Source organism: Spirillospora sp. NPDC052269, assembly GCF_040679435.1.
Classification (GTDB): Bacteria; Actinomycetota; Actinomycetes; order Streptosporangiales; family Streptosporangiaceae; genus Spirillospora.
The window spans coordinates 411499-437072 of sequence record NZ_JBFAUU010000003.1; the positions used below are offsets into that span (position 1 = coordinate 411499).

General features: G+C 70.2%; 24 protein-coding genes and 1 pseudogene. 13 read left to right on the forward strand and 12 right to left on the reverse strand.

Translation table 11 applies throughout. The features are described from left to right. Positions 1 to 40 precede the first annotated feature (40 nt). The 3 genes from AB0L06_RS08375 (at position 41) to AB0L06_RS08385 (ending at position 4236) form a co-directional block, all read left to right on the forward strand. Positions 41 to 2872, forward strand: a complete 2832-nt coding sequence (locus AB0L06_RS08375; protein ID WP_500230260.1) for a family 20 glycosylhydrolase — start codon at positions 41 to 43, stop codon at positions 2870 to 2872. 170 nt (positions 2873 to 3042) lie between these two features. After that, positions 3043 to 3558 carry a hypothetical protein gene (locus tag AB0L06_RS08380; RefSeq protein WP_500230261.1) on the forward strand — a complete coding sequence of 172 codons (516 nt, stop codon included), beginning with the start codon at positions 3043 to 3045 and terminating at the stop codon, positions 3556 to 3558. Between the two features lie 66 nt (positions 3559 to 3624). After that, entirely contained in the window at positions 3625 to 4236 is a 612-nt protein-coding gene (locus tag AB0L06_RS08385) for a class F sortase (RefSeq protein WP_500230262.1), read from the forward strand. Between the two features lie 3 nt (positions 4237 to 4239). Here AB0L06_RS08385 and AB0L06_RS08390 read toward each other — a convergent pair whose 3' ends face one another. Then, positions 4240 to 5214: a phosphotransferase family protein gene (locus tag AB0L06_RS08390; RefSeq protein WP_500230263.1), complete on the reverse strand. Its 975-nt coding sequence runs from the start codon at positions 5212 to 5214 to the stop codon at positions 4240 to 4242. 82 nt (positions 5215 to 5296) lie between these two features. After that, the gene (locus AB0L06_RS08395) at positions 5297 to 5926 is read right to left on the reverse strand and encodes a TetR family transcriptional regulator (protein WP_500230264.1); all 630 of its coding nucleotides are present in this window, start codon (positions 5924 to 5926) and stop codon (positions 5297 to 5299) included. Positions 5927 to 6105: 179 nt separating this feature from the next. On the opposite strand from AB0L06_RS08395, the gene AB0L06_RS08400 reads away from it, so the two are divergent. After that, positions 6106 to 6618, forward strand: a complete 513-nt coding sequence (locus AB0L06_RS08400; RefSeq protein ID WP_500230265.1) for an acyl-CoA thioesterase — start codon at positions 6106 to 6108, stop codon at positions 6616 to 6618. A 168-nt stretch (positions 6619 to 6786) separates the two neighbouring features. Here the strand turns inward: AB0L06_RS08400 and AB0L06_RS08405 are convergent, their stop codons facing one another. The 3 genes from AB0L06_RS08405 to AB0L06_RS08415 form a co-directional block, all read right to left on the reverse strand. Beyond that, a complete protein-coding gene (locus AB0L06_RS08405) occupies positions 6787 to 8241 on the reverse strand; it encodes an EamA family transporter (RefSeq protein WP_500230266.1) in 1455 nt (484 codons plus the stop codon). 323 nt (positions 8242 to 8564) lie between these two features. Next, on the reverse strand, positions 8565 to 9554 hold the full coding sequence (locus AB0L06_RS08410) for a CU044_5270 family protein (RefSeq protein WP_500230267.1): 990 nt from the start codon (positions 9552 to 9554) through the stop codon (positions 8565 to 8567). Beyond that, complete coding sequence (locus AB0L06_RS08415) at positions 9551 to 10168, reverse strand: RNA polymerase sigma factor (RefSeq protein ID WP_500230268.1); 618 nt, start codon at positions 10166 to 10168, stop codon at positions 9551 to 9553. The genes AB0L06_RS08410 and AB0L06_RS08415 overlap by 4 nt, the downstream gene beginning before the upstream one ends. 51 nt (positions 10169 to 10219) lie before the next feature. Here AB0L06_RS08415 and AB0L06_RS08420 point away from each other — a divergent pair, with 51 nt between their 5' ends. Next, positions 10220 to 10627 (forward strand): hypothetical protein, encoded by a 408-nt coding sequence (locus tag AB0L06_RS08420; protein ID WP_500230269.1) that lies wholly within the window; start codon positions 10220 to 10222, stop codon positions 10625 to 10627. A gap of 133 nt (positions 10628 to 10760) precedes the next feature. Here the strand turns inward: AB0L06_RS08420 and AB0L06_RS08425 are convergent, their stop codons facing one another. Then, a complete protein-coding gene (locus AB0L06_RS08425; RefSeq protein WP_500230270.1) occupies positions 10761 to 11303 on the reverse strand; it encodes an SMI1/KNR4 family protein in 543 nt (180 codons plus the stop codon). Between the two features lie 134 nt (positions 11304 to 11437). Between AB0L06_RS08425 and AB0L06_RS08430 the strand changes: the two genes are divergently transcribed. Beyond that, complete coding sequence (locus AB0L06_RS08430; RefSeq protein WP_500230271.1) at positions 11438 to 11608, forward strand: hypothetical protein; 171 nt, start codon at positions 11438 to 11440, stop codon at positions 11606 to 11608. A gap of 99 nt (positions 11609 to 11707) precedes the next feature. On the opposite strand, the gene AB0L06_RS08435 is transcribed toward AB0L06_RS08430, so the two are convergent. Beyond that, positions 11708 to 12913: an MFS transporter gene (locus AB0L06_RS08435; protein WP_500230272.1), complete on the reverse strand. Its 1206-nt coding sequence runs from the start codon at positions 12911 to 12913 to the stop codon at positions 11708 to 11710. Positions 12914 to 13005: 92 nt separating this feature from the next. Between AB0L06_RS08435 and AB0L06_RS08440 the strand changes: the two genes are divergently transcribed. Then, positions 13006 to 13377 (forward strand): MerR family transcriptional regulator, encoded by a 372-nt coding sequence (locus AB0L06_RS08440; protein WP_500230273.1) that lies wholly within the window; start codon positions 13006 to 13008, stop codon positions 13375 to 13377. A 308-nt stretch (positions 13378 to 13685) separates the two neighbouring features. Here AB0L06_RS08440 and AB0L06_RS08445 read toward each other — a convergent pair whose 3' ends face one another. Beyond that, a complete protein-coding gene (locus tag AB0L06_RS08445) occupies positions 13686 to 14372 on the reverse strand; it encodes a cytidylate kinase family protein (protein WP_500230274.1) in 687 nt (228 codons plus the stop codon). Between the two features lie 207 nt (positions 14373 to 14579). Between AB0L06_RS08445 and AB0L06_RS08450 the strand changes: the two genes are divergently transcribed. Beyond that, on the forward strand, positions 14580 to 15542 hold the full coding sequence (locus AB0L06_RS08450; protein WP_500230275.1) for a phosphotransferase family protein: 963 nt from the start codon (positions 14580 to 14582) through the stop codon (positions 15540 to 15542). A gap of 245 nt (positions 15543 to 15787) precedes the next feature. On the opposite strand, the gene AB0L06_RS08455 is transcribed toward AB0L06_RS08450, so the two are convergent. Then, entirely contained in the window at positions 15788 to 16246 is a 459-nt protein-coding gene (locus AB0L06_RS08455) for an ArsI/CadI family heavy metal resistance metalloenzyme (RefSeq protein WP_500230276.1), read from the reverse strand. Between the two features lie 84 nt (positions 16247 to 16330). Between AB0L06_RS08455 and AB0L06_RS08460 the strand changes: the two genes are divergently transcribed. The 3 genes from AB0L06_RS08460 to AB0L06_RS08470 are packed head-to-tail and all read left to right on the forward strand — an operon-like array spanning position 16331 to position 18290. Then, the gene (locus AB0L06_RS08460) at positions 16331 to 16762 is read left to right on the forward strand and encodes an ArsR/SmtB family transcription factor (RefSeq protein ID WP_500230277.1); all 432 of its coding nucleotides are present in this window, start codon (positions 16331 to 16333) and stop codon (positions 16760 to 16762) included. Further along, complete coding sequence (gene arsB / locus AB0L06_RS08465; RefSeq protein ID WP_500230278.1) at positions 16759 to 17865, forward strand: ACR3 family arsenite efflux transporter; 1107 nt, start codon at positions 16759 to 16761, stop codon at positions 17863 to 17865. The genes AB0L06_RS08460 and arsB overlap by 4 nt, the downstream gene beginning before the upstream one ends. Continuing rightward, positions 17862 to 18290, forward strand: coding sequence for an arsenate reductase ArsC (locus tag AB0L06_RS08470; protein WP_500230279.1), 429 nt, complete (start codon positions 17862 to 17864; stop codon positions 18288 to 18290). Before arsB ends, AB0L06_RS08470 begins: the two co-directional genes overlap by 4 nt. Before the next feature lie 198 nt (positions 18291 to 18488). On the opposite strand, the pseudogene AB0L06_RS08475 reads toward AB0L06_RS08470, so the two are convergent. Further along, positions 18489 to 18839: pseudogene (locus AB0L06_RS08475) on the reverse strand (DEAD/DEAH box helicase); the annotation flags it as partial. 410 nt (positions 18840 to 19249) lie between these two features. On the opposite strand from AB0L06_RS08475, the gene AB0L06_RS08480 reads away from it, so the two are divergent. Both AB0L06_RS08480 and AB0L06_RS08485 read left to right on the forward strand, forming a co-directional pair. After that, on the forward strand, positions 19250 to 20515 hold the full coding sequence (locus AB0L06_RS08480) for a carboxypeptidase-like regulatory domain-containing protein (protein WP_500230280.1): 1266 nt from the start codon (positions 19250 to 19252) through the stop codon (positions 20513 to 20515). Between the two features lie 580 nt (positions 20516 to 21095). Next, positions 21096 to 22382, forward strand: coding sequence for an MFS transporter (locus tag AB0L06_RS08485; protein WP_500230281.1), 1287 nt, complete (start codon positions 21096 to 21098; stop codon positions 22380 to 22382). A 203-nt stretch (positions 22383 to 22585) separates the two neighbouring features. Here AB0L06_RS08485 and AB0L06_RS08490 read toward each other — a convergent pair whose 3' ends face one another. Together AB0L06_RS08490 and AB0L06_RS08495 are read right to left on the reverse strand one after the other, a co-directional pair. Continuing rightward, positions 22586 to 23818, reverse strand: a complete 1233-nt coding sequence (locus tag AB0L06_RS08490) for an acyl-CoA dehydrogenase family protein (protein WP_500230282.1) — start codon at positions 23816 to 23818, stop codon at positions 22586 to 22588. 152 nt (positions 23819 to 23970) lie between these two features. Further along, positions 23971 to 25407: a helix-turn-helix domain-containing protein gene (locus tag AB0L06_RS08495; protein ID WP_500230283.1), complete on the reverse strand. Its 1437-nt coding sequence runs from the start codon at positions 25405 to 25407 to the stop codon at positions 23971 to 23973. Positions 25408 to 25574: the final 167 nt, after the last annotated feature.

Below are 25574 nucleotides of genomic sequence, written 5' to 3' on the forward strand. Positions count from 1 at the left end.
ATCGCCAAGGGCCGGAAATAGGCAGGTTACTTTCCTGTTCATGTCGCAGCCAGCCCTGAGAAGACCGCCCCGGATGGCGGTGCTCGTCCCGGTCGCCGCGTTGACGGCCGCCGGGGCGGCGGTGCTCGCGTCCGCGCCCGCGTCCGCCGCCTGCCACCCGGATCCGCGTGCGCTCCAGATGACGTGGCAGCCGGTCGACCACACGGTCACCGACGCCGTCTACTTCCGCGCCCGCCTCACCCTGGACGACCACGACCGCAGGTGCGGGCTCGGGTCGTCCGGATGGGCCATGTACTTCACCTCCGTCCGGCAGCCCGCGGCCGTGCTGTCCGGGACGCCCGGCGACGTCGGCCGCAAGCAGCTCGCCGACCAGGGGCTCAGCGTCGCGCGCGCCGACAAGGCGCAGAGCGGCGACTTCTACGTCCTGAAGCCGACCGCGGCGTTCAGGCCGGTGAAGCCCGGCGAGCGCCGCCAGATCGATTTCAACATGGAGCTGTGGGCGGTCCAGAAGACCGACGCCCCGGCCGGGTGGAGCATCTCCTACGACGGCGGCGCGCCGCACTGGATGCCCGCCAAGGCCCTGCTCGACCCGACCGACCCGAAGCAGACCAAGGCGTTCAGCGGGGACAACCGGCCGGTGCAGGACGCCGCGCACCGGTACGCCGACAACACCGAGACCAAGGTGTCGCTGACGCTGAAGCAGAGCATCCTGCCGCAGCCGCTGTCGGCGGCGGCGTCCGGCGGGACGGTCGCGATCGGCGGCGGCTCGGACGTCCGCGCGCCGAAGAACCTGCGCGGCGAGGCCGGATATCTGCGGTCGGCGCTGGGCGACGTCACCCGCGCCCAGGGCGCGCCGATCACGCTCCGCACCGACCCGAGGCTGGACGTCGACCACGACGGCAAGCCGGACGCCGAGGGCTACACGCTCACCTCCGGCGCGTCCGGCGTGGAGATCGTCGGGACGGACGCGGCCGGGGTGCTGCACGGCGTCCAGACGCTGCGGCAGCTCGTCCCCGCGAAGGCGTACCAGGACGCGGCGGCCGGGCACACGAACGGCGCGGTGCAGGTACCGCGCGCGGTGATCGCGGACGCGCCGCTGTTCCCCTACCGCGGCCTCGCCATCGACGTCGCCCGCCACTTCGAGAGCCGTCAGACGATCCAGAGGTTCCTGGACCTGATGTCCTTCACGAAGCTGAACAAGCTGCACCTGCGCCTCACCGACGACGAGGGCTGGCGGCTCCAGATCCCGGGGCTGCCGGAGCTGACCGGGTTCGGCGCGCACCGCTCGTTCGACCTGAACGAGACCAACGCGCTGCACGAGGGCATGAGCTCGGTGAACGACCTCGGCGGCGGGGACGGCATCGAGGGCAAGGCCAAGAACCAGACTCAGGCGAACCTCGGCCGTCCCCCGGCGTACCAGGGGTACGAGCCGGACGTGCTGAACTTCGTCGGCAAGGGCAGCGGCTCCTACTCGATCGCCGACTACCAGACGATCCTGCGGTACGCCAAGGACCGGCACATCGACGTGATCCCCGAGTTCGACTTCCCCGCGCACGCGCGGGCGGCCGTCCAGGCGATGGAGCGCCGCTACAAGGACACCGGCGACGCGACGTACCGGATGCTCGACCCGAACGACACGTCCCACCACGTCAGCGTGCAGGGCTACACCGACAACATGGCGAACCCGTGCCTGCCGGGCACCTACCGGTTCCTGAGCAAGGTCGTCGGCGAGGTCAAGAAGATCTACGCGGGAGCGGGAGCGCCGCTCACCCGCATCAGCCTCGGCGGGGACGAGCCGCCCGGCGCGCCCGACGCCTGGTGGTCCGGCTCGCCCGCGTGCAAGAGCAACCCCGAGACCGCGGGCAAGGACGGCAACGCGCTGAAGAACCTGTTCTTCACCAAGTGGAACGACATCGCGCGCACGGCCGCCCCGGAGACGTCCGGGTGGGAGGACATCACCGACCCGACCACGTCGTTCCGCCTCAAGGGCTTCACGCCGCTGCCGTGGCAGAACGTGTGGGGCTGGGGACGCGAGGACTGGGCCTACCGGTTCGCGAACGAGGGCACGCCGGTGATCCTGGCGCACGCCACGAACCTGTACATGGACCTCGCCTACAACAAGGACCCGGACGAGCCCGGCTACTACTGGGCCGAGTACGTCGACGAGAAGTCCACCTTCACCTACCAGCCGTACGACGTGTACGCGAACGCGACCGAGGACCGCTGGGGCAACCCGCTCACGCCGAACCCGTCGTGGACGAAGCTGACCCCCGAGGGGCGCAAGAACATCCTCGGCATGGAGGCGCAGCTGTTCGGCGAGAACGGCATGACGCCGCAGCTGCGCGAGTACCAGGCGTTCCCGAAGCTGCTCGGCGCGGCCGAGCGGGCGTGGAACCGGAACACCCCGGCGCCCGCGCAGATGCCCGCCGCGTGGAACGTCTTCACCAACACGCTCGGGCAGGTCACCTTCCCGCTGCTGTCGTCGTACCGCCCGGTCGGGCTGCCCGGCGCCGGGGCTTCGGGAGCCGGTGTGAACTACCGGATCCCGCTGCCCGGCGGGAAGATCGACGGCGGGACGCTCAGCGCCAACGTCCGCGACCCGGGCCTGGCGATCGAGTACTCCACCGACGGCGTCCGGTGGCAGGGGTACTCAAACCCCGTCCGGGTCGGCGCGTCCGCGCTCACCCGCACGCGCGCGGTGGACGGCCGGACGAGCCGGATCTCCCCCGTGGACGTTCCGGGGTGGAAGCCCGGCGACTCCTACAAGCAGGGAGCGCTGGTCGCCTACCAGGGTGAGCTGTTCCGGGCGCTCCGTCCGGGCTCGGGCCAGGCCCCGGACGTCTCCCCCGCCGCTTGGCGGCTGATCCAGTAGGCGCCGCTGATCCTGTGGTCATGAGAGTGCCCCGGCCGGTCATGCCGGTCGGGGCACTCGGTAAAGAAACCGTTGGCGCCCCCTTGCGACGCGAGCATGCCGGGAAGACCGCACGTGACCGGAGAATCACTCCATGTCGCCCGCATGTTTCGGGGGGAACCGTGCGCATCGTGACCGCCCGCCACGCCGCCGCCTGCTCCGCGCTCGCCTTGTCCGCGCTCGCCGGCGGCGTGGCGCTGTCCGGCGGCACGGCCCGGGCCGACGACCTCGACGTGTCGCCGAGCGTCGTCCGGCCGGGCCAGTCGATCACCGTGTCCGGCGGCTGCCGGACCACCGACCGGTACGTGAACATCACCGGCGCGGCGCGCGGCCGGGGCGTCGTGAACGACGGCTGGTTCAGCGTCTCGGCCACGCCGACCAGGAACCGCGCCGGCCGCTACTCGATCACCGCCAAGTGCATCACGTCCAACTACTCGCAGGACGGCGCGTTCCGGATCGGGAAACGGCACCCCGAACGGGAGCGGCACGAGGGCCGCAGGCCGCACGGCGGGGCCATGACCGGCGGCGGCGGGACGCAGGGCCCGGACGTCCCGTGGACCGGCCTCGGGCTGACGATGCTCGTCGGGGCGACCGCGATCGGCGCGATCTCGCTGCTGCGGCCGCGCGGCGCGCGCGACCGCGCCTGACCGGGCAGACGGACGCCTCATGGCCGGGGCCGACGGACGCCGCATGACCGGGCCGACGGGCGCCGCATGACCGGCCGCGCCTACCTGCTCGCCGGGGGTCTCGCCGTCCTCGGCGCCGTGGCGCTCGGCCACGGCGTCCGCTCACGCCCCGAGGCCGCGCACTACCGCGACCTCGGCGGCCCGCGCGCGCTCTGGAACATCCCTGACGGCACGGACCTGCCCGCCGCGATGCCCGAACGCGTCGAGATCCCGGACGCGGGCGTCCACGCGTCCGTGATGCCGGTCGGCCAGAACCGGGACGGAACCGTCGAGGTACCGCCCCTCCAGACCGCTGAACGCGTCGGCTGGTACCGGGGTGGCCCGGCGCCGGGGACGCGCGGCTCGGCGGTGCTGCTCGGCCACTACGACGACCAGAGCGGACCGGCCGCCTTCTACAAGCTGCACAAGGTGAGGCGGGGCGCGGTCGTGAGGGTCGGACGCTCCGACGGCCGAACGGCGCTGTTCACCGTGGACGCCGTCGAGAAGGTTCCCAAATGGAACTTTCCGGGCAGCAGGGTCTACGGGGACGTCCGGTACGCCGGGCTCCGGCTGGTCACCTGCGGCGGCTCGTACGACCGCGCCGAGCACTCCTACCGGGACAACCTCATCGTCTACGCCCACCTCACCGGCACCGCCTGACGGCTACGTGGCGGGCAGCATCCGCAGCAGGTCCCACTCGTTCTCGGCGACGCGGCGGCCGAGCGCGGCCAGCTCCACGGAACGCTCGGCGCCCTGGCGATGCCGTTCCGCCTGGACGACGCAGAGGATCCCCCAGCGGGCGGTGCCGAACATCTCCCACCAGCGCAGCGCGTCCCGGTCCACGGGCCCGCCGCCCGCACGCTCGTAGCCGGACACCAGGTCGTCGTAGCCGCCGAACCCGCCGACCGGCGCGTCCGCGCCGAACCGCCACGCCCTCACGCACAGCCAGCCGAGGTCCTCGAGCGGATCGCCGAGGTGCGCCAGCTCCCAGTCCAGGACGGCGCGGATCCCGTCCGGGCCGATGATCAGGTTCCCGTTCCGGAAGTCGCCGTGGACCACGACCGGCGGACGCGCCGGAGGACGGTTCCGGTCGAGCCACCGCAACGCGAACTCCAGCGCCGGATACGGCTCCGGCGCCGCCGCGAGGATCTCCCGCCAGGCGTCCAGCTGGTCGGCGGCGGAAAGACCGGGAACGTCGTCCGCCGGGACCCGGTGGACGGCCGCGAGGATCTCCCCGCAGCGCGCCGCGAGCCGGGGCCGGACGTCCGCGAGCGCCGGATCGCGCAGGATCCGGCGCGGGATCGTCTCCCCCTCGATCCGCTCCATGACCACGAACTCGACGCCGAGCGGACCGTCCTCGTTGCCCGCCGCGAGCACCTCGGGACCGGGCACCCCCACATGTGCGCCCGCCCGCATCAGCGCCGCCTCCCACGCCAGCGGCACGCTGGCGGACGCGCCGGGCGTCCCCAGCCGCAGGATCAGCGGGACCACCGTCCCGTCCCCGCCGACGGCCTCGAACCCGCAGGTCACACGGGATGCCCCGCCGCCGCCCCGGCGAAGCCCGCGCACCCGCGTGCCCGCCCCGAACCGTTCTTCCAGCACCTCGCCCAGAGGCCCGGCCAGCCGTTCAAGGTCCATGCCCGCCATCCTGACAGAGCACCCGATCGCCGACATGCCGGAAAAGGGTCGGACCCTGGGCTCAGTCCTCGAGGCCCTGGGCTCAGTCCTCGAGGACGCGCCCGCCGGACGCGGCGGGCAGCCCGCCGAGGATGAGGTCGGCGAGGCTGTCCACGACCGTCTCGCGCGACACCTCGGCGCTGTGGTCGAGCCACCAGTCGCCCGCCGTCTGGACCATCCCGACGACCGCGTGCCCCCACACGTACGCGCGGACCGGGTCGTCCAGCTCGCCCTCGGCGACCATCACCTCGGCCAGCGTCCGGCCCAGCTCGCGGATCATCGTGCTCATCGCGCTGTGCGTCGCGGCGTCCTCGGCGCTCGCCCGGTGCATGAGGAACCGGTAGAGGTTCAGGTTCGCCGAGATCATCGACAGGTACGTGTCGATCGTGGTGCGGGTGCGGTCGCGCACCGGCACCGCGCGGGAGAACTCCTCGCGCACGCCCTCGATCAACTTGCGCGCGTGCCGCTCGGCGAGCGCCTGGTACAGCCCGCTCTTGTCGCCGAAGTGGCGGTACAGGATGGGCTTGCTGATCCCGGCCTCGGCGGCGATGGCGGCCATCGACGCCTCCGGCCCCTCCCGCTGGATCACCCGGTCGGCGGCCTCCAGCAGCGCGCGGCGCCGCCCGGGATCGCGCCCCGCGCCCCGCCCCGCAATCCCGTTGACTCTGGTCATTGTGCGCTCACCCTACGGCATCGGAGCAACCACCGACGGACCGCCAGGCCGGGAACGTCTACCCATGTCCGCGACACACCATGCGTTCGGTGACGAAAACCTTGCTCTCCGTGCACGCGGACCATAGTTTCGGGGCGATCCCTCCACCGTCTGCCGAATATCAAGAGGTGAACCGACAAATGCCGCCGGAACCGTCCAGCGTCAGCGTGCTCCAGCGCGTCGAACTGTGCGACACCGACGTCACCGGGCACTACCACCACTCGACGGTGATCCGGTGGGTGGAGTCGGCCGAGCAGACGCTGCTGCACCGGCTCGGCCTGGACCACCTGCCCGTCATGCCCAGGGTCAACTACACCGCCAGCTACCGGCGCCGCCTCTGGCGGCACGAGGTGGTCGAGACCCTCCTGCGCGTCACCCGGCTGGGCCGCACCTCGCTCAGCTACGAGTTCGAGGTCCGCAGCGGCGACGCGGGTCCCTGCGTCGACGGCTCGCTCACCGTCGTCAAGGTCGCCCCCTTCACGGGCGAGCCCCTCGTCTGGGACACCGGAGAGCGTGAGCTCCTCCTCCACTCGGGCAACCAGGAGGGCGACTTCCTCCGCCCGGGCGTCCCGCTCGTCCCCGCCGAGGGCGACCCCAGCACCCTCCCCATGCCCCGTCCGATGGCCGACGAATGGGGCATCGGCTACGGCTGACGGGCCTTCGCCTTCCCGCGGCATCGGGCCGCCGACCGGCATGGCGCCGGTCGGCGGCCCGTCCTCGGTGAGTGTCAGAGGAGGCGCCGCCCGTGTACCGGGCGGCGTTCCGTCGGGCCTGTCCCCCCAGGCCTCGTCAGCGGACGGGGCGGCAGCTCGTCCCGGGCCTCAGGACGGGTTGGGTTGGAGGGTCTCGAGGGTTCGGGTGAGCCAGGCGCGTTCGGCGGACGAGGTCTTGCGGGCGATGTGCTGGATGCCGGCGCGGAAGGGGGACTCGAGTTCGTGTTCGCGGAGCGCGCGGTCCTCGTCGACGAAGAACCCCCGCTGCGGGTCGTCCAGGAAGTCCAGGCGGCGGCGGAGGATGCCGGCCTGGGCCGGGGGCGGCAGCAGGTGCAGGAACGCCAGGATCACGAAGTACTTGTTGCGGTCGGTGATGTCCAGGTCGTCCGGGTGCGTCAGTTGGCGTTCCAGTTCGGCGCGTCCGGCGCCGGTGAGCGCGAACACCTGGCGGGCGGGGCCGCCGGAGCCGGGCGCGGGGGTCCGGGTGACCAGGTCGCGGCCGCGCAGGCGCTGCAGGGCCGGGTACAGGGAGCCGTCGCTGACCGGTCGCACGTGTCCCACCAGCTTGCTGATCCGCTTGCGCAGCTCGTAGGCGTGCATGGGGTCCTCCGCCAGGAAGCCGAGGATGGCGAGTTCGAGGATGGCTCCTACCTCCCGGTGCGGGTTCGGCCGGCGGGCCGCGCGGGACAGCGTGCCGAACGCCACGATGGCCGCGACCACGGCTCCGGCGGCGGCGAGCTGGAGTGCCGACAGGCGTTCGTCCAGCACGATCGTACCCAGCAACATGGACACGACCGGCGCGGCGAACGACACCAGGGACGCCTGGACGGCACTCACCCGCTGAACCAGGACGGTGTTGGCGAGCCAGCCCAACCCTGAGCACAGGACACCCAGTGCCAGGACCGCAGCCCACGGCCCGGGTTCCCACCGGACGGCGGAGAGGTGCGTCGCGGCGAACGGCGCCGTGATGACGGCCGCGACCATCATCTGCGCGCCCGTGAGGGCGAACGCGTCGACATCCCGCAGCCGGTGGCGGACGAGCAGGTTCCCCGCGGCGTAGCTCAGCGCGGCGGTCAGGGGCAGGGCGGCCCACAGCAGTGGCCCGCCGGTTCCGCCGCCCGCGGTCATGAGGGCCGTCCCGCACAGTGCCGCCAGCAGGCACGCCGCGCGCCGCGGGCCAAGTCGTTCGGCGGGGAACAGCAGCGGGTTGCCCAGGGCGATCCACATGGGGGTCGTGGCGAGCAGCAGCGACGTCAGGCCGGTCTGGACGTGGTGCTCTCCGACGGTGATGAGGATGGACGGCAGCGCGGCGCAGCACACCCCCACCACCAGGACGTCGACCGGCCTGGACACCAGGAGGCGGACGGGCGCGCCGAACGCCTCGGCACGTCCGCGGCGCGCCCAGGTCACCGCGAGCAGGGTGGCGGCGGCCAGCGCGAACCGGGTGCACGTCAGGACGTCGGCCGGCAGATCGCGCGCCGCGATCGAGATCAGCAGGAACGGGACGCCCAGGGTCAGCGTCACCCACAGCCCCAGCGCCCCGTTGGGGGAGAGTCGAACCATCCGCAGATACTAACTCGATTCGAGGTACTCACCACAGGCCCGACGCCCTCGCGACGTCATTGGACTCCTCCGACAACGGCCGCCAATGCGGGCGTCGTCCAGCCGACCAGGGATCTGAGCGTTCACCTCGCAGGCAGCGGGGGCGCGACAACGCCGTACCGCTCGGGCCGATCGAGACGCCGGACCGGCGGGCGGTCTTCGACCGCCCGCCGGTCCGGTCGCGCTGGAGAAGCGGCCGACGAGGACGCGGACGGCCAGGCATAGGGCCCGGCCGTCGTCCGATCCGGCGTCAGAGGCTTCCGCGCGGTTACCGGGGCGGGTTGCTACGGCCTACTGGGGAGTTCGCCTGACTTGTCCACGACGCCGCGCTGGAGGACCGCGGTGGTGGCGGTGATCATGCCCTTCTTGGCCAACTTGGTGTCCTTCACCATGTAGCCGCGTTCACCCAGGTAGGTCAGCGTCTTCTTGTCGAAGATCCATTCGTTGCGCTCGCCGTAGGCGACCAGCGCGACGGCAACGCCGTGCCGGCCCGCCGCGTCGACCGAGTCGGGCACCACGACCACTCCGGGGATCTTCGCGGCGGCCCGGTAGATGGCGACGGCGAGCTTGGGCGGCAGGATCTCCTCGGACAGGAGCTCGCCGAGGTCATGGAAGGCCGTGGCGTTCCGGACGACCGGGTCGGCGGTCTTTCCGGACTTCGGGATCTTCGCGTAGACGCCGGCCAGCAGGGCGTCCGGCTCGGTCGGCATGGCGGCGAGTTTCCGGTAGGTCAGGTCCTCCTTCGAACCGACCATCACCATCCCACTCCCGCCCCCCTCCCGGAGCAGGCCGTGCTGGCCCACGCTCTGCGCCTTCCAGATCTCCCGCACCCGCAGCGGCTGCGGAACCCGAGGCCCGCCGTCCGTACTGATGGTCCACGCGACCTTGCTCTTGATGTAGACGAACTGGTCTCCCCGTACCGGCAGGGCGGGCTGGTGCGCGGCGGCCAGCGAGATGCGGTCCAGCAGCGTGGTGGCGTTGTTCTCGTTGCCGGGCTCCGCCGCGGGCGAGGACGGGCTGTCGCCGCCGCCCCGCAGCCCGACGAACAGGCCCGCCGCCACCGCCGCGGCGGCGAGCGGGGCCGCCAGCAGCACAAGCCGGCGGCGCCGGGGACGCTTCGGGGCGGTCGCGGGCTCTTCGAACTGCAGCATCAGATGCTCCTTGAGGAGATGGCGCCGGCCGTCGGAGAGCTCAGGGTCGCCCGGGGGCGGCAGAAGCCGCACGAGCTCGGCGAGCTCGTCGGGTTCCGGTCCGCGCCGTGGACTGCCGTTCATGAACGCCTCTCTTTCGACCGGACCGCGTTCGCGCGGTCGTCACCTCGAAGCTGTCCGCCACGCGGCGAGGGTTCCCGTTCCGCGTCGGTGAGCTTGCGCAAGCGGGTCCGGGCTCGTGACAGCCGCGATCGCACCGTGCCTTGCGGGACGCCGAGCGCCGAGGCGGCCTCCGCGTAGTTCAGGCCCGCCCACACGCAGAGCGTGAACACCTCGCGTTCGGCCTTGCGCAACCGGCCGAGCGCGGTGCGCGCGGCGGCCAGCTCCTCGGCGTCGGCGAGTCGGCCCACCAGCTCGTCGGAGAAGTCCGGCACCACGTCCCGGCGGGGCATCCGGTTCAGCGCCGCCTCGTGCCGCCGCGCGGACCGGGACGCGTTGCGCAGGACGTTGGTCGCGATGCCGAACAGCCAGGGCCGCAGCGACTCGCCGTCCAGCCGGATCCTCCCCCGCACGCGCCACGCCTCCAGGAAGGTGAGCGACACGATGTCCTCGGCCGCCGCCCAATCCCCGGTGACCCGGACCGCGTAGCGGTACAACACGGACGCATGCTCATCGAACAGCTCCCCGAACGCAGCGGGGTCGCCTGCCCGTATTCGGGCTCGTGCTGACAGTTCCACGTCCCGTCCTGTCCGACGGCCCCACTGGGTTCCCTGTTCCCCCGGACACCCGTGCTACCCCAGCTGGAACTGACCCGTCACATCAACCTGGTCGACCACGACACCGGCACCATCGTCGCCCACTCCTACACCGCCGATCGCCAGGTATGCCCACCTGGTTGGATGCGGCAGTGTCCGGCTAGCCTCGTGGCCATGCTGCGATGCGGGATCTGCGGATCGGAACGACTGAGCCCTCTGGGAGTGCTGGAGACCGACAACCGACTTGGTGATATGCGCCAGCCACGATTGCGTTTCCGTCGTCCGGGAGTGTTCAAGTCCCGTCCGGAGTTCTCCGCCTTCTACGGGCGGGCGTGTATGGATTGCGGCGTACTGCTCCCCTTCCTCGGACCGGCCGAACTGCGTCGGCTCAACACCGAAGCAGACACTCTTGAGCCCGAGAGCACTGTCGACTACGAGTGATCGATCGGCCTCTCATCGGCCGCACCCACCGATGACCTCAGAAGAGTCTGAGAACGTCCCGGCCCCTCGACGGACACTCGCCGACCGGTTCGACGCAGGACGACGGACAGAACCAGGGCCAGATGAGTCTCGTTCAGCGGCACATCGCGTCGATGAGGTCCGAGAAACGCGGGAACTCTGCTCGTGCGGCGGTCACGATCTGGATGGGGAATCGGCGGCGCCCGGGTGCGTGACGCTCGGCGATCGCATGGAAGGCCTCATTCGGCTGCATAGCGGAGTCGGGGGCCGTGAAGGCTTCGGCGGGGCCCAGACCGGCGGCGAACAGCCAGAGGAGGTCGCCGAGATCTCTGGCTATCACGCCGCACTCGCCCTCGGAACCGATGTAGACGACGGGCTGGTCGGTGATCGGGCCATCGGGCCGTACGAGCCAGAAGCCGGTGTAGTCCCCCGCCCCGGTCGTGCCGAAGAACCGGAACTCGCTGCCGTCGACCTCTTGGTTGCCGGTCCATAGGCGGAACCACCACGCCGTGCGGTCGGGCTCCTCGAACTGCTCGTACAGCTCGAAGTCACAACCGCGGGTCTCGTCGGTCTCCTCGTCCCACTCCCACTCGAAGCCGACCTCGGCGACCTCGGCCAGGGCGGTGGGCAATGCGAGATCGTCAGGTGTGTCCGCCATTCCGGAAGAGTAGCGATCACCGAAGACACTGGAACGTGGTTTGCAGGGCCAGCCGACCGTAACGGCCTGAGCGAAGCGGCGCGGGAGGCCCTGCGCACGGGACGCGAGGTGCGCCGCGTGCGCAGGGCTGCAGCTTGCACGTCACCGCCCTGCCCGATCTGCACCACACGCTGCTCGCCGCAGCGGCGACACTCGGCGTCAACGGCGCGTCCCTGGCCCAGCGCAAGGCGTACCGGATCTACGCGGACCGGCTAAACAACGCTGCGGTGTCCGCAGTGCCGTGGCAGAAGACATCCAATCAATGAGGTCGATTTCAAAGATTCCTTTCCGTGAGTACGGATCGCCGGACCCATGAGCGATCCACTGGGTTTTGCTCCCGGGTCTCAGTCAGGGGCAGCGGTGGTTTAGCGGCTGCCGAGCTCTCCCTTGGTGAACCCGTATTTGTGTGCCGCGAGCACAGTGGCGAGTGCAGGGACGAGCAGTGCGAGCGTGACCCGACTCAGCCAGGATGCGCCCAATCCGCTGAGGACGATGCCACCGATGATGCCACCACCGGCGATTCCGACGTTCCATCCGGTGGTGAGGAGTGCTTGGGCGACATCGCCGGCGTCGCCTGCTGCTTCGGCGACTGCGGTCTGCAACAGGGTAGAGGTGCCGCCGAACGCGAGCCCCCAGAGCGCTGCGCTGGCGTAGACGAGCGAAGGCACGCCGGAGAAGATGCCGAGCAGCAGCGCGCATGCCGCGAAGAGCACACACGCGAGGATCATGAGGAGGCGCAGGTGCCGATGGACGAGCGCTCCGGCGATCCAGATGCTCACCAGCGACACCAGACCGAAGGTGAGCAGCACGGCGTCGACTTGACCTGCCATGCCGAGCGGCTTGAGGAACGGGGCGATGTAGGTGTAGAGGATGCTGTGGGCGAGCACGAACGTGAGGGTCACGAAGAGCACGGGCGCTACGCCGGGAATGCGGAAGGTACGGGTGAGCGGGAGCCGTGAGCCCTTGGGCTGTCCGGGGAAGTTCGGCACCGCCGCGACGACCCACACGATCAACGCGAGCGTGAGGACGGTCATGATCCCGAACGCGTATCGCCACTCGACGAGCTTGGCCAGAGACGCCGCAGCAGGAACTCCGACGGACAGGGCAACGATTGCGCCCCCCATCGCGATCGCCATTGCCTTGCCGCGCTGATGTGAGGGAACCATCCGTACCGCGTACCCGGCCAACAGCGCCCAGAGCAACCCGCCGACGATGCCGCCGAGGCACCGGGCGGCTAGCGTAAGTGCGAAGCTCTCGGAGAGCGCGGTGACGGTGTTGGCGATCGCGAATCCTGCGATCGCCACCAGCAGCAAGTGTCGGCGCGGCCAGCCGACCGTCGCCTTGGTGAGCGGGATCGCGGCGAGGATCGCCCCGATCGCGAAGACGGTGACGCTCTGCCCGGCAGCACTCTCGCTCACACCCAGGTCTCGGCTCATCCCGGGAAGCAGCCCGGCGGGCATCGTCTCGGTCAGGAGCGTAATGAACCCGGTGGCGGCCAAGGCCAGAAGACCCGCCAGCGGGAGCCGGGCGTTCGTTATCGAGGGAGATGGCACAGCATGTGTTCGTGTCATGGCCTTATGATCAAAGGGTGACATCAGTGTGAGGGTCAATTCGGTGTCCGCTGAGTCACACGACGCCAGCCTCAGAGGGCGAGGAGAGGGATATGCGGATCGGTGAGTTGTCGACGCGCACGCGGACTCCGGTGAGGTTGCTGCGCTACTACGAGGAGCAGGGACTGATCGCGTCAGATCGACTGCCCAACGGATACCGGGACTATGAGGAGTACGTCGTTGACCGGGTTCTCCAGGTACGAGGCCTGCTCGACGTAGGGCTGCCCACACGGATCATCAAGCAGATCCTGCCCTGCCTGAACACCCCCCGCACGATCCACATGCCCTACGTCACGCCAGACATGGTCGCAACGCTCGAACACGAACGCGACCGCATGGCCGAAAAGATCGAATGCCTCACCAAGAACCACCGAGCCGTCACCGACTACCTCGACGCCGTACGCCGCGATATCCGAGCCTCCTAGACGATCCCCGAACCGGCCGACCAGGCCGGCCACCGCCTACGCCGCGGGGCCCGCGGCGGCCGACCGCCCGGGTTCGATCCGGTCGACTACCGCGAGCGCCACGCCGTGGAGTGCGGCATCAACCGGCTCAAACGCCATCGGGCACTGGCCACCAGGTTCGACAAACTCGCCGTCCGCTACCAGGCCACCATCCACATCGCCGCCATCAACGAATGGCTCTGATCAACTTTGAAACAGGCCCTAGCTGATGTGGGGTGGCATCCCGTTCAGGACGGCATCGGTGGTGAAGAACCGGCTTCTGCCCGCACTCAGCGTCTGACTTCCCATGCGGGCCGCTGGAGTTCGTCGTTGTTCACGATGATGTCGGCGTGGTCGGTCGGACGGGCCTGAGCGAAGTGGAGCTGTTGGGAGGGGATGTAGCGGTTGCGCCAGGACCGCTCGATCTCGGTTGTCTCGGCGGTGAGTCCGGCCAGTGCGGTGCCTCGGGCCTGGGCGCGTTCCAGCGTCCGATCGAACTCGACCGAGACGAAGATGCTCAGGTCCCACCGGTCGATCAGCTCTGGGCGCAGGAGGAAGACGCCGTCGAAGAGCAGTACGGCGTCCGCGGGGGCCGTGGCGGCCGGGAGGGACAGGGTGGTGTCGGTTTCCCGGTGGTAGACCGCTGTCTGGAATCTTCGATCTCCGTCCGGGCCCAGCGGGTCGAGCAGCACTCGGCGCATCGCGTCGCGGTCGTGGGCGTCGAAGTAGCAGCCTTCGGCCGAGTACTGGCCGCGTCGATAGCGCTGGGCACGGGGGAACAGGAAGTCATCGATCGTCGCGCGGATGACGTCGCGGCCCTGCGCGCCGAGAACGGCGGCGAGTTCGTCGGCCAGTGTGGTCTTGCCGGCGGCGGGCGGCCCGTCGATGGCGACCCTGAGCGGGTGCGTGGTCGTGGTGGATTCAATCTCTGCGGTCAGTCGGTCGAGGGGATCGCCGCGGGTGCCGTGTCGCATCATCCGTCCCCATCCGTGCGGTCTGGCGCAGTGACCTCAATGTATCGACCGACATATCGAGCTGAATGGGGAGTTGGCGCTGCTGCGTAAGGTCTCATCGCGATCCTTGTGATGTAGGTCCAATACCTTCGGATCCGGAGACGGATGTTCGTGTGGGCGGCGGGTCATGGCACCAACGGAGTGCGCGCGAACCTGAGGCGGGAGCAGCTCATGACCACCACCCATCGGCTGAACTGGGCCGAGCTGCCCGCTCATGTCCGTGAAGCCGTCGCCGAGGGGCTCAACTCCCCGGTCGTCCGGACGCACCCCTGCACCGGCGGATTCTCACCCGGCCTAGCTTCTCGTCTCATCTTGGCCGACGGCCGCAGCGTCTTCGCCAAGGCGATCAGCGCCGACCGCGACGCCTACGCCCAGGACCTCAACCGGCGAGAAATCCAGGCCATGCAACGGATGCCGCGCGCCGCGCCCGCACCCCGGCTCCAGTGGAGCCTGGACGACACCGGCTGGGTCGTCCTCGTCATGGACTGGATCCCCGGCACCATGCCCACGCAGCCCTGGCAACCCGCTGACCTCGACATCGTGGTTCGGGCGCTCGCCGCCATGGCTGAGGACTTGACGCCCGCGCCGCCGGGCACCATGCCGATCACCAGCGACCTCGCCGACGACTACAGCAGCTGGCGACGCCTCGCTGCGACGGCGAGCCCCGAGGCCGACCTGCTGCCCGACTGGGCCCGGGCCCACCTGGACGCTCTGGCCGACATGGAAGCCGGGTGGGAGCAGGCCGCCACCGGAACCACGCTGGCCCATACCGACCTCCGCGCCGACAACGTCCTGCTCACCCGGCACGACAGGCAGCCCGTGATGATCGTGGACTGGGCCTGGGCCGTCGCCGCTGCACCCTGGGTCGACCTCGTCATGCTCCTGTCCTCCGCCGCCGTTCACACCCCAGACGTCGAACAGATCTGGAGAAGCTCCCCGCAAGCACGTCTCGCAGACGACGGCCAGGTCAACGCTCTCCTCGCCGCCATGTGCGGCGACTACCTGACGCAGTCGGTGCGCCCTGCCCCGCCCAACATTCCCGGCCTGCGCGCTCATCAGCGAGAGAAAGGCGAGGCCGCCTGGCGATGGCTCACCTCACGGCCAGGCGGCATCGCAGCCGTCACCGCTTCCTGATACCGCTCCGCCAGGACCGACCGCGGATCCTGCTCACGCTGCGGCGATCTGGGCCAGGACGGACACAACCTGTGGGTGACCTCCGAGCAGCGTGTTACGTGATCGTCCACATTGGATGTACCGCTGAGGGCGCGGTCGTTGAAGCTGCTCAGCAGATCATGCCAACCCACTACTGGGAGCTTGATGACGACGCTGCCCCCTCCGTGGAAGGAGCCAGCGTCTCGGGTGACCGCAGTACGTAGCCGTCAGCAGCAGGTGGGACCCGCTGCGGCCTTCTCTCCCTCGCTGGGAGCGGCAGGGGTGCAGCAGGTCGAGTCCGTGGCCTTCTCCAGGGTGTCGGCGTCGCCCTTCACCACGTAGACCTCCCAGGGCTCGCCGCCGGGGGCGGTGACCCAGACCTTGTCCTGCACGGCGTAACAGCAGGAGGTGTCGTTCTCCTCCAGGGTGACCAGGCCCGCGTCGGTGAGACGGTCGGTGGCGGCGTTGACCTGTGCGGTCTCCTCGACCTCGACGCCCAGGTGATCCAGCCGGGTCGGCTCCTCGTCCTCACCCTCGATGAGGACGAGCTTCAGCGGCGGCTCAGCGATCGCGAAGTTGGCGTAACCGGGGCGCAGCTTGGCGGGCTCGGTGCCGAACAGCTTGGAGTAGAAGGCGATCGAGCCCTCCAGGTCGGACACGCGCAGGGCGAGCTGGACGCGGGACATGCGACCTCCTGTTTTGAAGACTGTCTAATCAGTCACGATGCCCCGAGTTTGCGTCCATGGATAGATAGATGTCAAATTAGAGGTATGTCGAAGCAGGAGTTGCCGGTCGTGGACGTCTCGTCCGCCTCCTCGCCGATCAGCGGCGAGGGCGGAGAGGCGTGCTGCGCGCCGCTGGTGTGCGAGCCGCTGAACGAGGGCGAGGCGGTGGAGCTCGCCCCGCTGTTCAAGGCGCTGGGTGATCCGGTGCGGCTGCGCCTGCTGTCGCTGATCGCCTGCCACGAGGGCGGGGAGGCGTGCGTGTGCGACCTGACCACCGCGTTCGAGCTGACCGCCCCGACGATCAGCCACCACCTGAAGGTGCTCAAGCAGGCCGGGCTGATCGACTCCGAGCGGCGCGGGACATGGGTGTACTACTGGATCCAGCCCGCGACGCTCCAGCGGCTGTCGGCGATCCTCGGCCCCCGCACCGGCTCAGGGTTCGCCCCGGCCCTCGCGTCGCCCGTGGCCGCCTCATGACCAGCGCCCCACCCGACCAGCACCCCGCTCCTTCGACGCCTGTCGGACCGGACGGCGCCGTCGCCGCCCGGCTCGGACGGTTGGACCGGTTCCTGCCGGTATGGATCGGCGTCGCCATGGCGGTCGGGCTGCTCGCCGGACGCACCATCAGTGGCCTGAACAGCGCGCTGGACGCGGTGAAGGTCGACGGGATCTCACTGCCGATCGCCCTCGGGCTGCTGGTGATGATGTACCCCGTCCTGGCCAAGGTCCGCTACGACCGCCTCGACTCCGTCACCGGTGACCGGCGGCTGCTGATCGGCTCGCTGGTGGTGAACTGGCTGATCGGCCCGGCCGTGATGTTCGCCCTGGCCTGGATCTTCCTGCCCGACCTGCCCGCCTACCGGACCGGGCTGATCATCGTGGGGCTGGCCCGCTGCATCGCCATGGTGATCATCTGGAACGACCTGGCGTGCGGGGACCGCGAGGCCGCCGCCGTCCTGGTCGCGCTCAACTCCCTGTTCCAGGTGATCGCGTTCGGACTTCTCGGCTGGTTCTACCTGACCGTCCTGCCCGGCTGGCTCGGCCTGGACCAAGCCCACCTGGACGTGTCGGGATGGGACATCGCCCGCAGCGTCCTGGTGTTCCTCGGCATCCCCCTGGCCGCCGGGTACGCCACCCGCCGCCTGGGCGAACGCGCGCGCGGCCGCACCTGGTACGAACAGAACCTCCTGCCCAGGATCGGCCCCGCCGCGCTGTACGGGCTGCTGTTCACCATCGTCATCCTGTTCGCCCTGCAAGGCGACGCGATCACCTCCCGTCCCTGGGACGTCGCGCGCATCGCCCTCCCGCTCCTGGCGTACTTCGCCCTCATGTGGGCCGGATCCTTCGCGCTCGGCCGCGCGGTCGGCCTCGGCTACGCCCGCACCGCCACCCTCGCCTTCACCGCGGCGGGCAACAACTTCGAGCTCGCGATCGCGGTCGCCATCGCCACCTTCGGCGTCACCAGCGGCCAAGCCCTCGCCGGAGTCGTCGGCCCTCTCATCGAGGTTCCCGTCCTGGTCGCCTTGGTCTACGTCTCGCTGGCGGTCCGCCGCCGCCTGTTCCCGCAGGAGTCCCGATGACCCCACATGAGAACCCGGCCGACGAGCGCGTTCCCGAGGTGCTCTTCGTGTGCGTCCACAACGCCGGACGCTCCCAGATGGCCGCCGCGCTGCTCGACCACCACGCCGCCGGACGCGTCCGGGTCCGCTCCGCCGGATCCGCCCCCGCCGACAGCGTCAACCCCGCCGTCCTGGTCGTGATGGACGAACTAGGCCTGGACCTGTCCAAGGAGTTCCCCAAGCCGCTGACCGGCGAGGCCGTCCAGGCCGCCGACGTGGTCATCACCATGGGCTGCGGCGACGTCTGCCCCGTCTTCCCCGGCAAACGCTACGAGGACTGGCGACTCGACGACCCCGCAGGCAAGGCCCCCGACCAAGTCCGCGCCATTCGCGACGAGATCGATCAGCGGGTCCGCGCTCTGCTGGGCGAACTCGCGGGCAACTGAGACCCCTTCGAACAGAGCAAGCCGACGGGCGCGCGGCGCACCACGAAGGACCGCCACCGCGCCCATGACCGGACGGGCCTCGCCCCTGCCCAGACCATCAGCCGGACGGGGCCGTGTGGGCTGGAAGTTGGCGCCGAAGTAGAAGCTCGCGAGGAGCCAGGCCTGCGGCCGGTGCGGCCGAGCCGTTGCAGGAACGACCGAGACTCCGGACCAGCCCTGCTGTTCCATCGCGGTCAGCAAGGGGAAGGCGGCGGCCTCGGTCTTGCCCTCGGCGGTCGGCGCGAGCAGGACGGCGTCGGAACCGTCCGGGAGCGGCCTGAGCGCCTCCCGCTGCAGGGGCCTGAGCGTGGGCCGGCCGAGAGTGTTGACGATGTGGTGGGTGAGCGTCGGGTGAAGCGCCTCGACCCGTTCGGTGTTCACCCCCATTCGGCGTTCACAGGTCCAGTTCCACGTCCCCGGCGCGAGCCGCTGCACGCCTTGCGGTCCTTCGACGCCCGCAATATGCATGTATGGCGAGGGCAGAATACCCGCCGGGCCTCGCCCGGACATGCGCTTTTATGATCATGGATGCCATCAATCCGGCACAGATGGAAACCAGCCCTGGCCGGGCCAGGGGTCAGGGGTTTTGGACACCATCACATGCAATTGAGGACAGGTTCGCAGTCGCGTCAGGTGCGCGTCCGCTTGAGGAACGCGTCAGACGACGGAGCTCGGAGTCACGGAGAGTCGGCTGACGTGTCGCGGATCTGACCCGTTGGATGACGTGCTCGGAGCGGCCCGTCGGAGGAGCCCCGGTACGCACTGGTGTTGATCTTGACCTGAGAGGTGAAGATCGTCATTCTGGGGAGCCCTCCTCCCCCGTGAATGGTGAAGCAATGCGTCCTGCCCTGCCCGCAGTGGCCCTTCTGACCGGATCGATAGGGGCCTTCGCCGTCGTCCCGGCCGCGCATGCCGCACCCGTGACGAAGACGCGGGTCGCCGACTTCCGCGCCTCGCGGGACCAGGTGGACGCCGACCACGACGAGGTGACGTTCACCGGCAGGATCGTGACCGACGAGGCCGAGCCGCGTCCGGTCGGGGACGCGCTGGTGGTCGTCCGGTGCATGCGCGGCTGCGACAACTTCCTGGAGGTCGGCAGGATCCACGCGGACGCCGAGGGCCGGTTCAACCTGTCCGGCCACCTGGAGTCCGCCGGTTTCTATGCCGCGCAGTACGCCTCTTCCCAGCCCACGCGGTACAACGACGGGTGGTCGCCGCTGGTCAAGATCACGGCGGGGGCGAAGGCTCCGGCGATCGTCACCCTCGACCCGCCACCGGCCCGCGTCCTCGGCTACGGCACCAAGTTCGCCTACACCGGGCGGGTGCGGCGCCAGGACGGTCGTCCCGTCGCCGGCGCCGGGGTTCTCGTGGCGGAGTGCCGGACCGGCAACCTCTGCTACACCGGGATGGTCCGGACCGCCCCGGACGGGCGGTTCCGGTTCAACGCCGTCGCTGTTGCCCCGGCGGTGGTGGACGCCGATCTCTCCAGCGGCCTCTTCTCCGTCGCCCGCGTCCCGACCATCCGCTACGACGTCCGGTACGAGACCCGCGTCACCGACATGAACGTCCGCGTCGAGCCGAAGTCGAGCGGATGGGTCGAGGCCGACATCCGGATCCAGCGGAAGACGACCCGGTGGGAGCCGGACGAGGGCCTCTACAACGCAGTCGCGTTGTACTTCCGCCCCAAGGGCGGCAAGACGTGGACGCGGCAGAACGGCTGCGGCGTTTCCGACGCCGACGGCTGGATCCGCCGGTGCGTCGCTCCCTCACCCGGGGACGGCGACTGGCAGGCCAAGGTCGCCCTGACCGACTCGACGCGGCCGAGCGTGAGCGTCCCCCGCGCCCTGACCATGCGGTACCCCACGCGCATCGAGATGTTCGACGCCGCGCCCGAGCCCGTCCGGAAGGGCGGCACGGTCAAGCTGTCCGGCTACCTGTTCTGGATGAAGCCGAACGGGCGGGACAATCTCGGGGTGTCGACAGCGCTCGGCAAGCGCAGGGTCGCGTTCTACTTCCAGGCCCGCGGTTCCACGAGGTGGAGCTACCTCGGGGGCGGCGCGACCAACCGCTACGGCTGGTTCAGGTCCCGATTCACGGCCAAGCGCGACGGCACCTGGCGAGTCGCGTTCGCGGGAGACGGGCGCCTGTTCGCCACGTCGGCGAACGACTACGTGGACGTCCGCTGACCGCCTGCCGCCTCCGAGCGGGAAGCAGCCGGTCCGACGCCTCGCGCTCGAGGGTGTTCGACCGGCTGCGACACCTCCCGGATCCTTGCCGGGGTGGTCACGCTTGGATCGTGGCCTCCGCGGTTCGGCGCACCTTCTGGTGCGGGACGTGCCGGGACCGATCGCCACCCGGTGCGGCTCCGCCTCCGGGCTGCGCTCATAGGCCGCCGGGACAGGACTCACGAAGTCGGGCGATTGGCAGTACGGTCCTCCGCCGGTGACGACGGCCGGCAGCTCCAGCCGGTGGACGCGCAGGGCCTCGCGCGTCGGCCGCCGCCATTGCCTGCCGAGTTGGTCCGGGTGATGCCAGAGCATGAGGAGCTCGTCCGCCGCGTGCACGGGCGAGATCGCGAACGTCCTCCGGGCCAACCCGTCCGTCCCCAGGCCAATCCGGATCATCTACCCCAACCAGTGGTCCATTCGGACCTCAACAAATCATTCGGACCTCGGCCTGTCATGCCATTACGATCACCCCCTGTGCCCGGACGGGGGCGCCAGGCGTTCCCCCGTGACGGGGTGTGAACCTGGACAGGAGTTGACGGTGACGGAAGCGGTCATCACGGACGGGCCCGTGGACGGGCGGGGCGAGCGATCCCGCATCGCGGACCGGCGCGGGCGCAACGCCTGGGTCCTGGTGGTCTTCACCATCCTGACGAACCTGGCGGACGGGATCACCAAGATCGCCCTGCCGATGATCGCCACGTCGTTGACCCACTCTCCGGCGCTGGTCTCCGGAGTACTGCTGACGTTGTCGCTGCCGTGGCTGCTGATCGCGCTGCCGGTGGGCGTCCTGGTGGATCGTGCCGACCGGCGCGGGCTGTTGTGGGTCGCGGGCGGCATGCAGATGGCGATCGTGCTCGTCCTGCTGGCCCTGGTGGCCGCCGACCGGATGACCCTGCCGGTGCTCTATGCGGGCGGGGCGGCGCTCGGTGTCGCCGAGGTGATCGCGCTGACCTCGGCCGCGGCCATCGTGCCCGCCGCGGTGGCGCCGGCCGGCCGGCAGCGGGTCAACACGTGGATGAGCGCGGCCGAAACGCTGTGCAACGAGTTCGCCGGACCGTTCCTGGGAGGCCTCCTCATGGTGGCGGGCGCCGCGGTCGCGCTCGGGACCACTGTCGGCGGCTACCTGCTCGCCATGGTCTTCCTGGTGTTCCTCGCCGGCCGGTTCCGGGTCCAGCGCGCCGTCGGCGGGCCCGTGCCGTCCGTCCGCGAACAGGCCGCCGAGGGTGTGCGCTTCCTGTGGCGCCAGAGACTGTTGCGGATGCTGGCGCTGACGGTCGCCGTGCTGGCCACCTGCTGGGGCGCGTGGTTCGCCCTCATGCCGCTCGTCGCGACCAGGATGATGGGCCTGAACGCGGGCGAATACGGCGCGCTGGTCGCCGCACTGGGCGTCGGCGGCGTCGTCGGGACGCTGGCCGTGGGCGTCCTGAACCGGCTGTTCGGACGACGACGGGTGATGTTCGCCAACGTCTTCCTCACCTGCGCGATGGTGGCGGTGCCCGCGGCGACCACGAACGTGTGGGCGGTCGGTTTCGCCGCCTTCCTCGGTGGCCTGGGAGGCGGCCTCTGGACCGTCAACTCCCGCACCCTCAGCCAGGTGCTGGTCGACCCGGACATGATGGGCCGGTACAGCGCCGCCTCCCGGCTGTTCGGCTGGGGCTCCATCCCCTTGGGCACCGCGTTGGCCGGCGCACTCGCGCAGTGGTTCGGACCCCAGGCCGCCTTCGGCGTCTTCGCGGCGGCGACCGCGGTCATCGTCGTCCCGTTCCTGCGCACCTTCACGTCCGACGCCCTCACCGACATCGAAGCCCGCCTCGCCCGCGGCTGAGACCCTCTTCGGACGAAGGTCTCCCCACGGCGACGCCCGGGTCGCGCCCCTCGGCCATGTCCCCGATGAGTCGGGTGATGTGCGGGTGGCCCCCGATCCCCCAACGCAAGGACGACCGGTCCGAGGCCCTTGAAACTGGCCTCGGACCGGTCGTCACCTGGACCGCACCTCACGGGCGGGAGTGTCCGAGCCGGGTCGGGCGGTCAGCGCACCGGGAGGCCGGTGATGGTGCGGCCGATGACGAGGCGCTGGATCTCGCTGGTGCCCTCGAAGATCGTGAAGATCTTGCTGTCGCGGTGCATGCGCTCGACGGGGTACTCGCGGGTGTAGCCGTTGCCGCCGAGGATCTGGATGGCGTCCTCGGTGACGCGGACGGCGGCCTCGGAGGCCATGAGCTTGGCCATGGAGCCCTCGGCGCTGGTGAACTCCTTGCCGTTGCGGGCCATCCAGGCGGCGCGCCAGACCATGAGGCGGGCGGCGTCGACCTGGCACTTCATGTCGGCGAGCTTGAAGGCGACGGCCTGGAAGTCGCCGATCTTGCGGCCGAACTGCTCGCGCTCGGTGGCGTACTGGAGGGCGTAGTCGTACCCGGCGCGGGCGACGCCGACGGCCATCGCGCCCACGGTGGGACGGGTGGTCTCGAAGGTCTTCATCGCGGCCTGGCCCTTGGCGCGCTTGCCCTCGCGGACGCGGGCGATGCGGGCGTCGAACTTCTCCTTGCCGCCCACGATGAGGTTGCCGGGGATCCGGACGCCGTCCAGGACGACCTCGGCGGTGTGGGAGGCGCGGATCCCGTGCTTCTTGAACTTCTGGCCCTGGCGGAGGCCGGGGGTGTTCGGCGGGATGATGAAGCTGCCCTGGCCGCGGCTGCCGAGGTCGGGGTGGACGGACGCGACGACCACGTGGACGTCGGCGATGCCGCCGTTGGTGGCCCAGGTCTTGGTGCCGTTCAGCACCCACTCGTCCTTGGCCTCGTCATAAACGGCGCGGGCGCGGATGGCGCCGACGTCGGATCCGGCGTCGGGCTCGGAGGCGCAGAACGCGCCGAGCTTGACGTCGTCGGCGGTGCCGAACATCTGCGGCACCCACTCGGCGATCTGCTCAGGGGTGCCGGTGGCGGCGACGGACGCGGCGGCGAGGCCGGTGCCGACGATGGACAGCGCGATGCCCGCGTCGCCCCAGAACAGTTCCTCGAAGGCGACGGGGATGCCGAGGCCGGTCGGCTCCAGCCACTGGGTGGCGAAGAAGTCCAGCGAGTACAGGCCGACCTTGGCCGCCTCCTGGATGATCGGCCAGGGGGTCTCCTCGCGCTCGTCCCACTCCTCGGCGGCGGGGCGGATGACGTCGCCGGCGAAATCGTGCACCCAGCTCTTGACCTCGGAGAGGTCCTCACTCAGTTCCAGCGAGAACGGCGTCGTCGCCTCGGTGTCGGACATCGTTATTGACCCTTCCTCCAATATCAACTGTTACCCACGGTAGCACCGTTCGCGGGTTACCGTGGGTAACAGGCGTCCGGGGTCACATGACCAAACGCCCGCCGGAACCCCTGTGTCAAGGGTTCCGGCGGGCGTTTCCCGTGTTCGCCGCGCTATTCGGCGGAGTGCTTGTCCAGGAACATGTAAACGTCGGCCTCGTCCACGCCGGGGAACGCGCCGGGCGGCAGGACCGACAGGACGTGCGAGTGCGCGCGGGCGGACGGCCAGGCCATCCCCTCCCATCGTTCGGCCAGCTCACGCGGCGGACGCTGGCAGCAGTCGCCGTCCGGGCAGGCCGACTTGACCCGGTTGGTGGTCTCGCGGCCGCGGAACCAGCGCGAGTCCTCGAACCGGACGCCGAGCGTGATGGCGAAGTCGCGCTCGTGCGAGGGGTCGATGTGGGACAGGCACCAGTACGTCCCGGTCGGGGTGTCGGTGTACTGGTAGTAGACCGAGAAGCGGTCGGCGGCGCCGAAGACGTGGCGTCCGGCCCATTCACGGCACATCCGCTGGCCCTCGATCGCGCCGTCCTCGTCCTGCGGGAAGACCAGGCCGTCGTTGGCGTAGGCCTTGTAGATGGTGCCGTTCTCGTCGTTCTTGGTGAAGTGCAGCTGCAGGTCGAGGTGGTGGGTGGCCATGTTGGTGAACCGGTGCGCGGCCATCTCGTACGACACCGAGAACACGTCCGCCAGGTCCTCCACCGACAGCTCGCGCGCCTGCTTGGCCTCCGACAGGAACGGCACGACGGCCCGCTCGGGCATGAGGATCGCCGCGCCGAAGTAGTTGGCCTCGACGCGCTGCCGCAGGAAGTCGGCGAAGTCGCGGGGCTGGTCGTGGCCGAGCGCGATGTGCCCGAGCGTCTGCAGCAGGATCGTGCGCGGCGTGTGCATGCCGAGCTGCTCGCGCTCCAGGTAGATGCGCCGGTTCCGCAGGTCGGTGATGGACCGGACGGACCGGGGCAGGTCGCGGACGTACTGGAGGCTGAACCCGAAGTGGCCGACCAGGCCCATCAGCATGCCCTGGGAGACCGCGCCGGTCCGGTAGCCGACCGCGTCCAGGGTCTGGGCCGCGACCTGTTCGATCTCGCCGAAGTAGTTGCCGCGCTCGTGCATCTGGCGGCGCAGTTCGGCGTTGGCCTTGCGCGCCTCCTCCGGGGAGGCGGTGGGCTTGGTGTGCGAGCGCCGCAGCTCCCCGTACAGGGCGAGGAGGTGCTCGAGGATCTCGTTCGGCATCCGCTTGCCGACCTTGAGGTGCGCCAGGCCCAGCTGCCGGTAGAGCGGGTCGCGCTGGGCCTCCTCCAGCGCGATCTCCAGCTGGGCGCGGCGGGACGGCGGCTGGCGGCGCAGCAGCTCCTCGATCGGCACCTCCAGCGCGTTCGCCAAAGCCTGCAGGAGCGACAGTTTCGGCTCGCGCCGCCCGTTCTCCAGCAGGGACAGCTGGGACGGCGCGCGGCCGACCCGCTCGCCGAGGTCGGCGAGCGTCATCCCGCGGCTGCGCCGGAGATGGCGGAGCCGCTGCCCGAAGGTGACGAGATCTACGTCACTCGTCAAGTTAAGGGGTTCTTCTGGCCGCAAGGTCGTCACGGCTTCATCATAGCGAAAATTCGGCAGAAGTTTCGCTACTTCCCGGTTCATTTGGCGTGTCCGACGTGGGCATAGTCGAGGCAAGCACCCAGGGGACGACATCCCCGGGGCGGTTCGGCCCCGGTCGGTTCCGT

What these genes read in the sequence shown, in the direction of transcription:
- AB0L06_RS08375 (WP_500230260.1), top strand. Translation starts at nt 41, where the DNA reads ATGTCGCAGCCAGCCCTGAGAAGACCGCCCCGGATGGCGGTGCTCGTC.
- AB0L06_RS08385 (WP_500230262.1), top strand. Translation starts at nt 3,625, where the DNA reads ATGACCGGCCGCGCCTACCTGCTCGCCGGGGGTCTCGCCGTCCTCGGC.
- AB0L06_RS08390 (WP_500230263.1), bottom strand. Translation starts at nt 5,214, where the DNA reads ATGGACCTTGAACGGCTGGCCGGGCCTCTGGGCGAGGTGCTGGAAGAA.
- AB0L06_RS08395 (WP_500230264.1), bottom strand. Translation starts at nt 5,926, where the DNA reads ATGACCAGAGTCAACGGGATTGCGGGGCGGGGCGCGGGGCGCGATCCC.
- AB0L06_RS08400 (WP_500230265.1), top strand. Translation starts at nt 6,106, where the DNA reads ATGCCGCCGGAACCGTCCAGCGTCAGCGTGCTCCAGCGCGTCGAACTG.
- AB0L06_RS08405 (WP_500230266.1), bottom strand. Translation starts at nt 8,241, where the DNA reads ATGGTTCGACTCTCCCCCAACGGGGCGCTGGGGCTGTGGGTGACGCTG.
- AB0L06_RS08410 (WP_500230267.1), bottom strand. Translation starts at nt 9,554, where the DNA reads ATGAACGGCAGTCCACGGCGCGGACCGGAACCCGACGAGCTCGCCGAG.
- AB0L06_RS08425 (WP_500230270.1), bottom strand. Translation starts at nt 11,303, where the DNA reads ATGGCGGACACACCTGACGATCTCGCATTGCCCACCGCCCTGGCCGAG.
- AB0L06_RS08435 (WP_500230272.1), bottom strand. Translation starts at nt 12,913, where the DNA reads ATGACACGAACACATGCTGTGCCATCTCCCTCGATAACGAACGCCCGG.
- AB0L06_RS08440 (WP_500230273.1), top strand. Translation starts at nt 13,006, where the DNA reads ATGCGGATCGGTGAGTTGTCGACGCGCACGCGGACTCCGGTGAGGTTG.
- AB0L06_RS08445 (WP_500230274.1), bottom strand. Translation starts at nt 14,372, where the DNA reads ATGATGCGACACGGCACCCGCGGCGATCCCCTCGACCGACTGACCGCA.
- AB0L06_RS08450 (WP_500230275.1), top strand. Translation starts at nt 14,580, where the DNA reads ATGACCACCACCCATCGGCTGAACTGGGCCGAGCTGCCCGCTCATGTC.
- AB0L06_RS08455 (WP_500230276.1), bottom strand. Translation starts at nt 16,246, where the DNA reads ATGTCCCGCGTCCAGCTCGCCCTGCGCGTGTCCGACCTGGAGGGCTCG.
- AB0L06_RS08460 (WP_500230277.1), top strand. Translation starts at nt 16,331, where the DNA reads ATGTCGAAGCAGGAGTTGCCGGTCGTGGACGTCTCGTCCGCCTCCTCG.
- arsB (WP_500230278.1), top strand. Translation starts at nt 16,759, where the DNA reads ATGACCAGCGCCCCACCCGACCAGCACCCCGCTCCTTCGACGCCTGTC.
- AB0L06_RS08470 (WP_500230279.1), top strand. Translation starts at nt 17,862, where the DNA reads ATGACCCCACATGAGAACCCGGCCGACGAGCGCGTTCCCGAGGTGCTC.
- AB0L06_RS08490 (WP_500230282.1), bottom strand. Translation starts at nt 23,818, where the DNA reads ATGTCCGACACCGAGGCGACGACGCCGTTCTCGCTGGAACTGAGTGAG.